Origin of the sequence: Streptomyces sp. NPDC051041 (assembly GCF_044456065.1) — a bacterium.
Classification (GTDB): domain Bacteria; phylum Actinomycetota; class Actinomycetes; order Streptomycetales; family Streptomycetaceae; genus Streptomyces; species Streptomyces glaucus.
This window is the reverse complement of the sequence record NZ_JBITFM010000003.1, coordinates 315444-329718: the sequence shown is the minus strand read 5'-3', so window position 1 is coordinate 329718 and position 14275 is coordinate 315444. Positions and strand designations below refer to the sequence as shown.

11 protein-coding genes are annotated in these 14275 nt (G+C 75.1%); 4 read left to right on the top strand and 7 right to left on the bottom strand.

Features of this window, described 5'->3' with window-relative positions:
- Positions 1-151: 151 nt before the first annotated feature.
- Positions 152-526, top strand: a complete 375-nt coding sequence (locus ACIBAI_RS07610; protein WP_399031858.1) for a hypothetical protein — start codon at positions 152-154, stop codon at positions 524-526.
- Between the two features lie 289 nt (positions 527-815).
- Here ACIBAI_RS07610 and ACIBAI_RS07605 read toward each other — a convergent pair whose 3' ends face one another.
- The gene (locus ACIBAI_RS07605; RefSeq protein ID WP_399031857.1) at positions 816-1481 is read right to left on the bottom strand and encodes a maleylpyruvate isomerase family mycothiol-dependent enzyme; all 666 of its coding nucleotides are present in this window, start codon (positions 1479-1481) and stop codon (positions 816-818) included.
- Positions 1482-1782: 301 nt separating this feature from the next.
- Here ACIBAI_RS07605 and ACIBAI_RS07600 point away from each other — a divergent pair, with 301 nt between their 5' ends.
- Positions 1783-4623 (top strand): M4 family metallopeptidase, encoded by a 2841-nt coding sequence (locus ACIBAI_RS07600; RefSeq protein ID WP_399031855.1) that lies wholly within the window; start codon positions 1783-1785, stop codon positions 4621-4623.
- 126 nt (positions 4624-4749) lie between these two features.
- Here ACIBAI_RS07600 and ACIBAI_RS07595 read toward each other — a convergent pair whose 3' ends face one another.
- The 5 genes from ACIBAI_RS07595 to ACIBAI_RS07575 all read right to left on the bottom strand — a co-directional run bounded on the left by ACIBAI_RS07595 (position 4750) and on the right by ACIBAI_RS07575 (position 11169).
- The gene (locus ACIBAI_RS07595; protein ID WP_399031854.1) at positions 4750-6882 is read right to left on the bottom strand and encodes a cellulose binding domain-containing protein; all 2133 of its coding nucleotides are present in this window, start codon (positions 6880-6882) and stop codon (positions 4750-4752) included.
- A gap of 571 nt (positions 6883-7453) precedes the next feature.
- Positions 7454-8044, bottom strand: a complete 591-nt coding sequence (locus ACIBAI_RS07590; protein ID WP_399031852.1) for a GTP-binding protein — start codon at positions 8042-8044, stop codon at positions 7454-7456.
- Positions 8025-8426, bottom strand: coding sequence for a DUF742 domain-containing protein (locus ACIBAI_RS07585; RefSeq protein ID WP_399031850.1), 402 nt, complete (start codon positions 8424-8426; stop codon positions 8025-8027). The genes ACIBAI_RS07590 and ACIBAI_RS07585 overlap by 20 nt, the downstream gene beginning before the upstream one ends.
- The gene (locus ACIBAI_RS07580) at positions 8423-8869 is read right to left on the bottom strand and encodes a roadblock/LC7 domain-containing protein (RefSeq protein ID WP_399031849.1); all 447 of its coding nucleotides are present in this window, start codon (positions 8867-8869) and stop codon (positions 8423-8425) included. Before ACIBAI_RS07580 ends, ACIBAI_RS07585 begins: the two co-directional genes overlap by 4 nt.
- Positions 8866-11169, bottom strand: a complete 2304-nt coding sequence (locus tag ACIBAI_RS07575) for a nitrate- and nitrite sensing domain-containing protein (RefSeq protein WP_399031847.1) — start codon at positions 11167-11169, stop codon at positions 8866-8868. The genes ACIBAI_RS07580 and ACIBAI_RS07575 overlap by 4 nt, the downstream gene beginning before the upstream one ends.
- Positions 11170-11972: 803 nt before the next feature.
- Between ACIBAI_RS07575 and ACIBAI_RS07570 the strand changes: the two genes are divergently transcribed.
- Entirely contained in the window at positions 11973-12431 is a 459-nt protein-coding gene (locus ACIBAI_RS07570) for a tryptophan synthase subunit alpha (protein WP_399031846.1), read from the top strand.
- A complete protein-coding gene (locus ACIBAI_RS07565) occupies positions 12422-12979 on the top strand; it encodes a tryptophan synthase subunit alpha (RefSeq protein WP_399031845.1) in 558 nt (185 codons plus the stop codon). The genes ACIBAI_RS07570 and ACIBAI_RS07565 overlap by 10 nt, the downstream gene beginning before the upstream one ends.
- A gap of 177 nt (positions 12980-13156) precedes the next feature.
- Here the strand turns inward: ACIBAI_RS07565 and ACIBAI_RS07560 are convergent, their stop codons facing one another.
- On the bottom strand, positions 13157-14263 hold the full coding sequence (locus tag ACIBAI_RS07560; protein WP_399031843.1) for a diiron oxygenase: 1107 nt from the start codon (positions 14261-14263) through the stop codon (positions 13157-13159).
- Positions 14264-14275 lie beyond the last annotated feature (12 nt).

Below are 14275 nucleotides of genomic sequence, written 5' to 3'. Positions count from 1 at the left end.
GGGAGCCGCTCCGGGCTCGTGCGGAGGCGGCGGTCCGGCCGGGCCGTGGCACGCCGAAGCTCTGGGCTTGCTCAAAGGGCGCTTCGGCTCACCGGAGCGCGGGGCATCCTGCGAGCAGTCGGCGCGCGGGCCCGACGGAAGGGGGAACGTCATGGTGATCGCGTTCGTGCTGGTGGGCGGGTGCGTACTGGTGCTCGTCACGGTGGTCACCTGGATGGTGCGCCGGGCGTGGCGCCACGCCTGGGACGATCTGGGGACGCGGGCGACCGCGCGCAGCGGGAGTGCCGGGCCCGGCCTTGGAGCGTGGCCGATCGGAGCCGGCGCGCACGGCGGGACATCGGCGCACGGCGCCGGCGGCTCCCTCGGCCACTCGTCCTGGTGGGAGGCGGGCGCGGACGGAGGTTCGTCGAGCGGCGGATCGTCGTCGTGCGGGAGCGGTTCGTCGTCCTGCGGCAGCAGTTCGTCGTCCTGCGGAAGCTCGTCGTCGTGCGGGAGCGGTTCGTCGTCCTGCGGCAGTTCCTGCTGACCCGGAGGCGGGTCATCCGCCGCACCGCCCACCGGCCCGGCGCTCCACCGGGCGCGGGCCGCCCGACGGGTGCCGGGAACCGGTTCCGCCGGCGTCTTCGGCCTCGCGCGGGCGACGTCCCGCCCGCTCAGCGGCGGAAGGCGCGCGGCATCCGCGCCCGCCGTCGCTCCGGGGACGAGCCCGTCGGAGCCGTCCGGGCCGTCGACGGGAGGACGACGGGAAGATCCTCATCGGCCCGGGCTCCGCACCGGCCACGGGTGCGGGCCGGGCTCGATGCCGGGAGAGCGGGTCACGCCGTCCCGCAGCGGCTGCGCAGGAGTTCCACACCGTCGCCTTCGAGGTCGTCGCAGCAGGTCGCGCGTCCGGTCATGGCCATCACCAGGGCCAAGGTGGGGCCGGACACGAGCTTCCCGGAACCCGTCGTGAAGGGACCGTCGTCGGCGACGAGTTCCAGGCCGCCGATCCGTCCCTTGGCGACGACCACGAGGTCCGTCCCCCGGTAGTACTCGGCCACCTGCGTGACGACCTCGATCGGGTAGTCGTGACGAATGCCCAGTGGGCGCCGGATGTCCTCCGCGTGCACGATCGTCTCGCCCAGCAGGGCGATGGCGGGCAAGGGGGGCTTGGTGGTGCTCGGGACGGCGTGCCGGAATCGCTCGAGGGTCTCGGCCGGGGTCGTGCCCAGCTGCTCGGCCAGCCGCATGGCCACCTGCTTGTCGAAGTCGAACCCGCAGCGGATCACCCCCGCCAGCCAGCGCACGGCGCCGAGGCTCGCGCCCGCGGTGAGGTGCGCCAGCACCTCACGCACCGTCAGCCCGGCGCACAACGACGGCGTCGTCCACTGCTCGTCGGTCAGATCCGCGAGATCGGCCGCCAGCGCCGCCCGCTGAGCGCGGATCAAGGGCCAGACCCCGGTCCCGCGGCCGCGGTCCGCTGTCCGTTCCGGATCGGTCATGTGGGAGGTTCTCCTGTCGCCGGTCGAGTTCTGCAGCGCCTCGGGGCCGGACCGGGTGGGCGTCCGGCGAGGGCTTCCACGAGGGGGACCGCTGTTCCGGGGCGAAGTCATCGCCCGTGAGCGATCTTTCCTCACGCCCCTCACCCCGCGGGGAGATTGGCCCGCCCGCACCGCCCCGACGGGGCCGGAAATGGCCTGTGGAAACCCCTGCCCCATTGAGACCCCGGCACCTCATGGGTTTCATGGCCCTGCCCGGCGGCGTCCGCCGCCGGTTCGATTCCAGTGGGATGGGGGGGGGACCGTGAGTCGGTCCAGAGCGAGTTCCGGCAGACGGACGAGATCGTCCAAAGCCCGAAGAAGCGGCATATCCGGTGCGGCGGCGCTGATCGGCGTCGCCGCACTCGTCGTCTCGGTGGTGCCCGCCGAGGCGACGGCGGCCGAGGCGGCACCGCCGCCGCCGAGCCCGGGCGAGGTCGTGCCCGGGCAGACGACACGAACACCCGCCTTGGTGGAGGGCATCCGGGAGCCGGCTCCGGCAGCGCGGAACGCGGCGGGCGCGGCACGCGCGTACCTCGCCGCGCAGCGTGACCGCTACGGCATCGCGCACGCCGAGCGCGACCTGACGCCCGCGGAGACCGTCACCGCGGACGGCGGCCAGGAGGTCGTACGGCTGCGGCAGAAGCACCGCGGTGTGCCGGTCCTCGGGGGCGAGTACATCGTGCGCATGGAGCGGGGGCGGGACGGCGGACGAGTGGTCACCGGCACCTCGGGCAAGTACTTCACCGGGCTGCGGACGGACACCGCCGCCGAGGTCGACGACGCGCTCGCCGTCGAGCGGGCGGTCGACGCCGTGGTGAGCGAGCTCGGCAGGGAGGACTTCGACGCGTTCGAGGCCGCGGAGGAGGACGGGACACCGCTCACCGGGACCTCCCACGGCCTGGTCGTCCTGCCCTCCGGTACGGGCGTGCTCACCCGGCACGTCACCGTGCGCGGCACCGATCCGGCGCTCGGCGAGCCGGTGCTGCGCGAGGTGTACGTCGACGCGCGGGCCGGGTATCCGGTGCTCCAGTACAGCGGTATCAAGACGTTCGGCGCGCCGCGGGCGGCCGCCGGGGGGCGGGCGGCGAGCCGCCTCGCCGAGGAACCCGTCCCCGCCGAGGCCGGTTCCGGGGTCAAGCTGGACGGCACGGCGGTCGACCTCCAGGTCACCCGCGACGAGTCGCGCGGCGCCTACGTGCTGCGCGACCGCTCCCGCATCCCGGGCGACACGGGCGGTGTCCTCGCCACCTGGGACGCGCGCGGCAAGTGGGCCAGCGACTGGGCCGGCGCCTGGCCCGAGACCCTCCAGGAGTTCGCCTCGCCGACGCCGGCCTTCGGCGCCGAGGCGACCGAGGCGGGCGCGGTGGACGCGCACTGGGCCGCCGGGCAGGTCTACGACTACTACAGGAACAGGCACGGCCGGAACAGCCTCGACGGGCGGGGCATGACGATCGACTCCCTCGTCGGGGTCACCGACTACGGGCAGCCGTACGTCAACGCCTTCTGGGACGGCCGGAAGATGGTGTACGGCTCCGGCGACGACGAGTACCGCCCGCTCTCGGCCGCGCTGGACGTCGTCGGCCACGAGATGACCCACGGGGTCGTCGAGCACTCCGCCGGCCTCGTCTACGCGGGCCAGTCCGGCGCGTTGAACGAGGCGATCGCGGACTACTTCGGCAACGCCGTCGAGACGGACGTCCTCGGCATCCCCATGGACAGCCCGGATGCCGGGCTCGTGGGAGAGGCGCTGTGCCGCACCAGGACCCCCCGCGCGTGCGCGCTCCGCGACCTGAACGACGGGCGGACCACCAGCGGGTCCTTCCTCGGTGTCGGGTTCGGCACCGACAACGGCGGCGTCCACCTGAACTCCACCCTCTTCTCCGGTGCCCTGTGGGACATCCGGGAGGAGCTCGGTCCCGAACTCGCCGACGCCGTCGTGTACAAGGCGCTCACCGAGTACCTCACCCCGCTCGACGGCTTCACCCAGGGGCGGGCCGCGGTGATCGCCGCGGCCAAGGACCTGAAGGTCGGCGGGCAGGGTCTCACGGCCGTGCAGCGGGCGTTCAACGCCCACGGCATCGTCCCGAACTGGGAGCTGGCCCTCGGCGTCGACTCCGATGTGGTGCTCGAACGCGTCAACACCTACGACTCGCGGCTGGGCGCGGGCGGCGGCTGGTGGGCGGCGTCGCGGTCCGACGAGGAGGGCTCCGAGCCGTACTCGGTGTGGGCCGGGCGCACGGACGGCAAGGGCCAGATGAAGCTCATGAGCCCCAACGACGGCCGCTACCACGTGAATCCGGCCACCGACGGCAGGACGGTGGTGTGGGTGGCGTACGGGTCCGGACCCGTGGAGGTGCTGGCGCGACCGCTGGCCGGCGGTCCGGTAAAGCAGCTGTGGTCCGGCCGGGGCACGGGTCCCTCCGTGGCCGTCGAGGGCGACGTCGTGACCTTCGAGCACCACAACCACGGCGGACGGCGGGGGGTGACATATCTGAGTCTGAAGGATCCGGCGAACAAGGTCTCGCTCGGCGGGGGCACCTACAGCCAGGCGTTCTTCCCGTCGCTGAGCGACGGCAGGATCGCCTACCAGACACGGCAGCGGGTGGCCCGGAGCACGTACGAGTACACGACCCGGTTGCTGGACGTGGCGACCGGTGAGAGCACGGTGGTCCAGCAGGCCGCCCCGGGGGCCGGTCTCGGCCCGACCGCCCTCACCGGCCGGCACGTCTACTGGCTGCTCGACGAGATCAGCCAGGACGGGACGACGGCCCTGCGCCGTGCCGGACTCGACGGATCGGGCGTCACGGACCTCAGTCCGGAGACCGGCCCGGCGGCGCTGAACGTCCGTGAGGTGACGGCCTCCGAGGAGGCGGTGACGATGGAGGCCCGCACTCCGCTCCCGGACATCCGCAACGAGCACCTGGCCAAGCTCTGGCAGTTCTCGGCGGCGTCCGACGGCGAGGATCCGCGCCGGGTGTCCTGCAACCGGGGCGAGCAGCTGTCGGCCGCGGCCGCCGCCGGCACCCGGGTGCTGTGGCTCGACGCCACCACCGGCGTCAGCAACGTGGTGACCCGGGCCCGGCCGGCCGGCCGGTGCGGCTGAGGCCGGCGGGAGCCGACGCGGGGGCGCCCGCGGTTCGCGCGGCGCTCGGGGTGACCGGCGGGACCGGCCGTCCCGCCCGGGATCCGGGGGCAGGCCGCCCTGCCACCGGGCCCGGGCGTGACGGGGTCAGCCGCCCGAGCAGACGGCGCCGTTGAGGCGGAAGACCGTCGGCTCCGGGTTGGGCCCGTCGTTGGCGCCGACGAAACCGAACGAGGCCGTCGACCCGCCGCCCGGGGCCAGCGGTCCCGCGCCCTCGGGGGCGGTCACCCGTACGTGCCGGCCGGTCTGGTGGAACGCGGCGTTCCAGCCGGAGGACACCGACTGGCGGTCGGTCGGCCAGTCCCAGTCCACGGTCCAGCCGGTGACCGGGGCGTCCGAGAGGTTCCGGACGGTGACCGTGGCCACGAAGCCGTTGCCCCAGCTCGTGTCGCGGTGGTAGGTCACCGCGCAGGCGGCGTCCGGCGGGGTGCCGGTGGTGAAGGTCAACGGAGTGGACGGGGCGGAGAGCCGCCCCGAGGCGTCGGCCGCCAGCACGTTGACCGTGTGGGTGCTGCCCGGGGGCAGGTTCCGCAGGGTCACGGACGTGCCGGTGGTCTCGCCGACCAGCCGGGTGTGGGCGCCGTCGCGCTCCTGGACCAGGTAGCGGGCGGCGCCCCGCGCGCCCTCCCAGGACAGGCGCGCGGTGGTGTCGGTCGCCTCCTCCAGCCGCGGGGCCCCGGGGGCCTCGGCGTCGGAGGCACCGGGTCCGGTGCCCGCCCGCGGGGTGAGGGTGACGGCGAGCATCCCGTACGGCGGCACGGTGACCCGGGAGGCGGACGCCGCGCCGCCGGTGACGTCGGTGATGTCGCTGTCGCCGCGCGCGTAGCGGCTGGCCTCGGGCGCGGCGGCGGACGGGGTGAAGCCCGCGTACTCGAGGTCCACGGTCCGGGCGGCGTCCGGGTCCTTGTTGACGAGCAGGACGCTCAGCCGCCCGTCGCGGCGGTGCACGGCGTGCGCGGAGACGTCCTGCGCGGAGGACGCGGCGGCGACCAGGGTGTCGCCCGCGGTGCCCAGTTCGCTGGTCATCTTCATGCCGTAGTAGGGGTGGAACGGCGTGTTCGGCGGTGGTTCGCAGACGTCGCCGGTGCAGCCGCCGCTGGACAGCATCCCCATGTCGCCGTAGTCGGTCTCGCCGTCGACGGTGGTGATCCGGCCCGGGCCGTTGTGGGTGTTCCACCAGTCGACGGTGAAGACGCCGTTCTCCAGGGCCGTCAGGAAGGCGTCGGCGGCGAACAGGCCGTTGGGACGGGCGGTGAGCAGGGCGCCCCCGGTGTTGGTGTTGATCTCGGTGAGGGCGATGCCGATGCGCGACGAGTCGGCGCCCGCGTACCGGTCGATCTGGTTGCGCACCTCCCGCAGTTCGCCGGGCAGCCTGGCCAGCCTGGTCATGGCGGCCTCGGCGGTGGTGTCGGAGCCGCCCGCGTACCAGTGGACGCTCACGAAGTCGATGACGTCGGTGACCTCGGAGAGCACGGTGTGGTTCCAGTCGCCCGGGTCGCCCTCGCCGACGACGCCGTCCGGCCAGTGGCCCGGGGTGGTGAGGACCGCGCCGATCCTGACGGCGGGGTCGACGGCCTTCATGGCCGCGGCGTAGGCGCGGACCTGACGGGCGTACTCGCGGGGGCTCTTGTCCTCGTGCTCGTCGTGCTCCCAGCCGTTGCCGTAGTGGCCGTTGCCGTAGATCTCGTTGCCGATCTCCCAGTACCGCACGCCGTAGTCCTTGGTGACGTTCGCGTACCGGACCCAGCCGGCCGCCTCCTCGGGCGTGCCGGAGCCGTAGTTGGCGATCAGGATCGGCTGGGCGCCGGCGGCGCGGACGGTGCCCATGAAGGAGTCGAAGCCGGTGCCGGGGGCGACGTACCCGCCGGGCGCCGTGTGCGTCTCCCAGTGGTAGATGTCCGCGTACGAACCGCCGGGGTAGCGCATCGCCCCGACGTCGGCCGCCCGCATCAGGTCCGCGACCTCGGGATCGTTCATGTGCGCGTCCCAGACGGCGGCGTTGACGCCGCGCGCGGTGTCGGGCATGCGGCCCAGCGACGCCTGCGTGTTGACCCGGACGACGGCATCCGCGGCGGGGGCCTCCTCCTGCGCGGCGGACGCGGCGCCGGCGGCGATCGGCGGGGACAGCAGGGCGAGCGCGGCGGCCAGGACGGCGGCGGCGCGGGTGGGGCGGCGGGGGCCGGTACCGGCCGGACGGCCGGATCTGTGCGGTAAGGGCATGGGTTCCTCCCTCGGGGTCCGGCGGCACGGGCGGGGCGGCGGGTGCCGGACCGTGCGGCCGGACGGGCGGGGCGCCGACGCGGCAGCAGGACGTTCCGCGCCGGCGGCACGGGGACGGTGCGGGGACGCGGTGCGGTCGTGCACGGGCGGGGTGGCGGTCGGACCCGCCGATGGGAGCGCTCCCATGATGGGAGCGGGGTGACGTCCTGTCAACGGACGGGACAGGGGGAACGCGAGGCGGGCCCTCCGACGGTCCCCCGGGCGGCGACCCGGGCACGGCTCCGCGCGGTCCCGGACGCCGGCCCGGGCGAGAGGCCGGGGCCGGGCCGCGCCGGCGGCGGTCGCGCCGTCGGGGAGCGGCGGACTGCGCCGTGATGTCCTGCGCGGGGTCCCGGTCGAGGACACCGCGGCCCGGGAGCGGGCACCGGGCCGCCACCGCAGCGCGCGGCCGGACTCCGAGGGGTTCCGGGACGTCCTGCTCCGTACGGGGAGGACGGCCGCCGCGCTGCCGCCGGTCACGGCAGGGAACCGGGCCGTGCCGCGCTCCGGGAGGAGGCGGCACGGGCGGGGGTCACACGGCCGGCCGGGGTGCGGAGTGGCGGGCCATGAGGTGTTCGATCAGGGTGAGCAGGACGTCCCGGCCTTCGGCCCGTTCGCGCGCGTCGCACATCACCAGGGGGACCTGCGGGTCCAGGTCCAGGGCACTGCGGACTTCCTGGAGCGTGCGGTCGCGGACGTTGTGGAAGCAGTTGACCGCGACGACGAACGGGACGCCGCGGCTCTCGAAGAAGTCGATGGAGGCGAAGCTGACCTCCAGGCGGCGGGTGTCGACCAGCACCACCGCTCCCAGGGCGCCGTGCACCAGGTCGTTCCACATGAACCAGAAGCGTTCCTGGCCGGGGGTGCCGAACAGGTAGACCACCAGTTCGTCGCTGATGGTGATCCGTCCGAAGTCCAGGGCGACGGTGGTGGTGGTCTTGGCGTCGATGCCGACCAGGTCGTCCACGCCGACGCTGGCACGGGTCAGGTATTCCTCGGTGTGCAGGGGGGCGACCTCGCTGACCGCGCCGACCAGGGTGGTCTTGCCCACGCCGAAGCCGCCGGCGATCAGGATCTTCACGGCCTGGGCCGTCTGCGCCGGATCAGAGCCCGCGGAGCCCATCTCTCACCGCCTCAAGGATCGTCATGTCGGGGAGGGTGCCGTTGTGCGCGAAGGCCAGGGGCGGCCGGGCCCGTACCCGGCCGGCGTCGATCAGGTCGCCGATGAGGATCTTGGTCACCGACACCGGCAGGTCCAGCCCGGCGGCGATTTCGGCCACCGCGACGGGCCTGCGCGCGCACAGGCGCAGGATGGTGCGGTGTTCCGGCTGCAGGGCGGACCGGCCGGCCGCGGTGTCCGTGCCGGGCGCGGTCCGTGCCGTGATCAGAGTGATCAGGGTCAGGTCGTCGCGGCCGGCGGTGGTACGGCCGCCGGTGATGGTGTAGGGACGGACCAGCGGTTCGTCGGCGTCGTCGTCCTCCAGGTCCTCCGTCCAGTGCCTCATGCGCCGGCCCCGGGGGCGGCGGGCGGGGACGGGTCGGACTGCGGGACGCGCGCGTCGGTGCCCAGCTTCTGGCCCACCTGCTGGACCAGGGTGTGCATGGCGACCGCCATCACTTCGGCGTCGACCTCCTGGGAGGCGACCACGGCCAGGTGGGTGCCTCGGCCGGCCGCGGTGATGAACAGCCACAGATCGGCCATCTCGACGATGACCTGGTGGACCGGGCCGCCCTGGAAGAGCTGTCCGACGCCACGGGCCAGGCTCTGCTGACCGGTGGCGATCGCGGCCAGGCGCTCGGCGTCGGAGCGCTCGACGGTTCTCGAGCGGCTGATCACCAGGCCGTCGTCGGACAGCACGATGGCATGCCGGGTGCCGGCGACCTGGTCGACCAGTCCGTCGAGGAGCCAGTCCAGGTCTGCGTCGGTGGCGGTGGTTCGCTGAGTCATCCTCGGTCTTCCGTCGTGAGCGGTTCGGGCTGGTCGGTGCCGGGCGCGGGCGGCCGCGCGCCGGCGCGGTTCTTGCGGGACTGCCGCTGGAAGGCGCCGATGGTGGCGCCGGAGCGGGCCGGGGCGCCGGGCGGGGCCGGGGCGGCCGTGGGGTCCGGCGGGACCGGCGCGCGCAGTTCGGCCACCAGGCTGGCCTGGCGCGTCCGGCGGGGCAGCGGTACGGGCCCGGTCTGCGGGTCCGGGGGACCCGCGGGGGCCGGTGCCTGCGCGGTGACGTCGGCCATCGCCTGTCCCCGCGACCGTACCGGCAGGCCGTCCGGGCCGTCCGCGCGGCGGGGGCCGTCCGCGGGGCGGGGGCCGGCGTGCCGGTGCTGCGGGGGGAGGGGGGCGGCGTCGTTCGGCGACGGGCCGCCGGCCGCGTCCGGCACCGACCGGGGCCGCTCGGCCACGAGGTCCTGCGGGACGAGGACGATGACGCGGGTGCCGCCGAACGCCGACGGCCGCAGTTCCACCTGCAGGCCCAGGGTCTTCGACAGGCGGGCCACCACGTACAGGCCCAGGCGCACGTCGTCGGCGCGGGTCATCACGTCCATCTGCGGGGGCGCCTGCATCAGGGCGTTGGCGGCCTCGTACTGCTCGGCCTCCATGCCCAGTCCGCGGTCCTCTATCTCCACCGCGATGCCCCGGCTGACCGGCGTCGCCTTGATCTCGACCGGAGCCGGCGGCTTGGAGAACGCGGTCGCGTTCTCCATCAGCTCGGCCAGGATGTGGATCAGCGGTCCCACCGCCCGCTCGGAGATCCACGGCCGGCCCTCGACGTCGATCTCGATGCGCCGGTAGTCCTGGACCTCGCCCTGCGCGGCGCGCAGGACGTCCAGCAGCGGCACCGGTCTGCGCCAGCGGCGCCGGGGCTGGCCGCCGGCGAGGATCACCAGGTTCTCCTCGTAGCGGCGCAGCCGGGCGGTGAGGTGGTCCAGGTCGAACAGGCCCTCCAGCACCTGCGGGTCCTCGTGCCGGCGCTCCAGCTGGTCCAGCTTCTTCAGCTGCAGGCCGATCAGCAGCTGGGTGCGGCGCGCGATGCGCTGCAGCAGCCGCTCGAAGCCGCGGTGCTGCTCCGCCTGGCGCACCGCGGTGTGCACCGCGGTGCGGCTGGCCAGGTTCAGCGCCCGGCTCAGCTGGCCGAACTCGTCCGGGGCCGGGGACAGTTCCGGCACCTCGGCGTCCACGTCCACGTCCTCGCCCTGTTCCAGCCGGGCGACCACGTGCGGCAGCCGCTGTTCCAGGTCCTGCGCCTGGCCGTGCACGGCCAGGATGCGCCGGCGCAGGAGCGTGGTCAGCCGCCAGGTGACCAGCACGACCAAGGTGACCGCGAGCAGGCCCAGGGCGGCGGTGGCGTACAGGTACAGCCTCAGCTCCTGCACGGCGGCGGCGCCGGCGGCGTTGGAGACCTGGCTGTGCACGCCGATGAGCTGTTCGAGGCGGGCGAGCGAGCCGTCCGTCGCGGTCCGCCACTGCCGGGCGCGGGCCGGGGACAGCGCGATGCCGTCGCCGTCGGCGGCCTGCAGCCGCTCCTCCAGCGCGACCCGCGTCTTCCACGCCTCGCTCCGGGTCATCGCCGTGTACAGCCGGCTCTCCTCGGCGCTCAGGTTCGGCACCACACGCGACTCGAGCAGGTACTCGTGGGTGCCGATGGCGTCGATGACCAGGTCGTAGTCCTCGGCGGACAGCCGGCCCGAGGCCCAGCCGCGAGCCAGCACCGCGTCCTCACGGCCGATCATGTCCACGACCCCGTTCAGGTCGAACAGGACCTCGGACAGGCCGGTCACCTCACCGTTGGCGCCGTGGGAGATCGCCGCGAAGACCCCGGTGCCGGCTTCGATGGCCTCGGTGTAGTAGGCGAACGCCCGGTCCGCGTCGGCGGTCCCGGCGTCCACCGCGCGGCGCTCCTGCGCGAGCCGGCCGGTCACCCGCACGGCCCGGGAGATCGCGGCGGCCAGGCCGCGCTGGCCGTCCCTGGTGTCGGCGGAGGTCAGCGGCTCGAAGGCGCGCAGGGCGCGGTCGGTGACCGTGCGCTGCCGGATCAGGGCGGTCCGGGACGCCCGGGGGGAGGCCAGCACCTCCTGGGTCAGCCGCCGTTCCCGCTCCAGGGAGTTGAACAGCGCCGCGTTCAGCGGGCCCACGGTCGTCTTCAGGTCGTGCTGGACGGACTGCTCCCGGTACTCGCTGCCCAGTTCGTACGTGGCCAGGCCCCACAGCGAGACCAGCGCCACGCTCGGCACGAGCAGCAGCACCAGCAGCACCGTGCGCAGCGGCAGACGCCGTTCGCCGGCCGTCCGCGGCCGTCTGTCCGCCGCGCCCCTCCGTCGGCGGCCGGTCCGCGCACTGTCCGTTCCGCGCCGTCCGCCCCTGTTCGATCCGCTCACCCGCAGGACACTCTCCTCGTCACTGATCAGCCGCACCTGTGACGAAAAAGCGCCAGACAGTAGCGGTTGGTGGCCTGATATTAGCCATACAGCGCACGGACACCGAAAATGCATTCGACGTCACAAGGGAATACGGCCCGCAGAAACGGGCTTATCGCCCTGTAAGGGAAGATCCACTCCCTTCATTTCTCGCCACGCCGGTCGACCCGGCCGGCGCCGCCGGACCGTCGACGCCGGTCCGTGCGGCGGCGGGAGGGGCGCCCGCTTCGGGGGGTGCCCGCGGCACAGCGGCCGAACGGGCCGCCCGCTCGGCCGGGGACCCGCCGCGCGGGCACACGCGCGGGTCCTCCGGGGGCGCCGCCTCGTCACGCGCGGCGGAGGAGCGCGCCCGAAGCCGCATCCGGTTCGTCGCGCCGTCGGCGTCCGCGCCGGGGACGAGACGGCCGCGGCCTGCCGCGGCCCGCCGGCCGGATCCGCGACGCGGCCGAAGTCCCCCGGCACGACCGGCGCGAGGCCCGCCGGACCGCGCCCGCCGGACCGCCGCCACGCGGTCGCGCGCGCCCGCCGATACCGGCGCAGGGCCCCATTTCGGGAGGCACCGCCACGCACACCCCCGTACCGCCGTTAGTGCGGTGCCGCCCGCTTTCCGGCGGCCCAGCATCTCGGACACGAAAGACACCATGCCCACCCCTGCTCAAGCCCTCCAGAACGCCCTCGGCCAACCGCGCTGCGGCCTCGGCGTGTTCGTCCCCGCCGGCCTGTACCCGCCGGCCGCCGAACGCCGGACCCTCGCCCGTCTCGCCGCGGCCGGCGCCGACCTGTTCGAAGTGGGCCTCCCCCACCACACGCCCTTCCTCGACGGACCCGTCATCCAGTCCGCCTACCGCCGCATCCTGGACGAAGGAGCCGTGGGGGGCCCCCCCCCCCCCCCCGGCCAGCCCCCCCCCCCCCCCCCCCCCCCCCCCCGGCCCCCCCCCCGGGACCCCCCCCCCCCCCCCCCCCCACCCCCCCCCCCCCCCCCCCCCCCCGACCCCCCCCCCCCCCCCCCCCGGGCCCCCCCCCCCGCGCGGCCCCCCCCCCCCCCCGCCCGCCCCCCCCCCCCCCCCCCGCCGCCGGCCACGCACCGGCCGTGGTCATGACCTACTGGGAACCCGTCCGCCGCCACGGCCCCGAGAGGCTGGCCCGCTCCCTGCGGGAAGCCGGCGCCGCCGGCGTGATGGTCGTCGACCTGCCCGACGAGGAAGCCGGCGCCTGGCACCGCCTCACCGCCACGCTCGGCCTCACCGCGCCGCGCCTCGCCCTGCGCGCGACTCCCCCGCGCCAGCTGGCCGCGATCGCCGCGCACGCCTCCGGATGGCTCTACGCCCCCGCCAGCGCCGCCCCCACCGGCTACCGCGGCCCGCTCGACGTGCCGGCCCTGGCCGCGGCCGTGCGGCGCCTGCGCCGGGCCGGCCCGCTCCCGGTCGTCTCCGGCGTCGGCATCTCCACGCCCCGCCGCGCGGCCGACGTCGCCCCCCTGGTCGACGCCGTCGTGATCGGCACCCCCGTCGTCCGCGCGCTCACCCAGGGCCCCGGCCAGGCGGGCGAGCTCGTCGCCTCCTTCGCCCACGCCCTCCGCCCGGCGCCCCGCGCGTGTCCCGCCGTCCGCGCCCCGCACCGCCGGGTCCCCCAGCCGGCCCCGAGCTGACACCACCGCCCGGCGGCGCTCCCCGCGGACCGCCGGCAAAGACCCCGCCCGCCTCGGCGAACGCACCACCGTCGGCCGGGCCCGGCCGCACGGACGCTGTCCCGCCGCCCTCGGCGCCGGCGCCGTGCCGCCGGGCCCACCGGTGCCCTCCCGCGCACCCGGCCCGCGGACCGGCGGTCACCGGTCCGTGTCCTCCCCCAGGGCGATCATCTCGGTGATCTCCGCGGCGCGCGCCGCCTCCTCGGCGGCGAACCGTCGCGCGTCCAGCTCCTCGGCGATCTCGTCGTCCTGGCGCATCAGCCGGTCCAGGTCGCTCCCCCGTACGTCCCCGTCGCACAGCTCGGCGAACGCCTCCCGGACCTCGGGGCTCCACAGCCCGATGTCCCTGACGCAGGGCGCGATCCGGGAGAACAGCGCCCGGCGGAAGGCACGCAGGCCACCGCTCTCCTCCGTGATGCGCACGGCCGCGGCACGGGGCACGCCGAAGTTCTCCAGCACCTCGGTGCCGCGCAACCGGTTCCGCATCAGGTGGCAGCCCTCGACGACGAACTCCTCGCGCTCGGCCAGTTCGCCCGCGGTCAGGCCGCGGTAGTGGTCCCTCAGGGCCATGCGGCCGAAGGCCACGTGGCGGGCCTCGTCCTGCATGACGTAGGCGAGCAGGTGCCGGGGAAGGGGCTGCCGGGTGGTGTCCCGCAGCAGTCCGAACGCCGCCAGCGCCAGCCCTTCGACGAGGACCTGCATGCCCAGGTACGGCATGTCCCAGCGGGAGTCGCGCAGCGTGTCGTCCAGCAGCGTGCGCAGGCTGTCGCCGACCGGGTAGCTCAAGCCGATCTTCTCCCGCAGGAAGCGGGAGAAGATCTCGACGTGGCGGGCCTCGTCCATGGTCTGGGTCGCCGCGAAGAACTTGGCGTCCAGGCCGGGCGTGGTCTCCACGATGCGGGCCGCGCAGATCATGGCGCCCTGTTCGCCGTGCAGGAACTGGCTGAACTGCCAGGCGGCGAAGTGCCGCCGCAGTTCGCTTCGCCGCTCGGGTCCCAGGCGCTCCCAGTACGGGGTGCCGTGCAGCGGGAGCGCCTCGTCGGGGGTGCCCAGGGGGTCGTCGGGATTCACGTCGAGACGCCAGTCGATCCGGCGTACGGCGTCCCACTGCCGGTCCTTGCCGCGCTGGTAGAGCGCGAGCAGTCGTTCGCGGCCGTCGTCGTACTCCCAGGAGAAGGTGCTCGCCGCGCCGGCGGGCACGGTCCAGTGGCCGGCGGCGGGCGGGGGCGGGGCGGGAGAGGTCACGAGCGCTGTCCT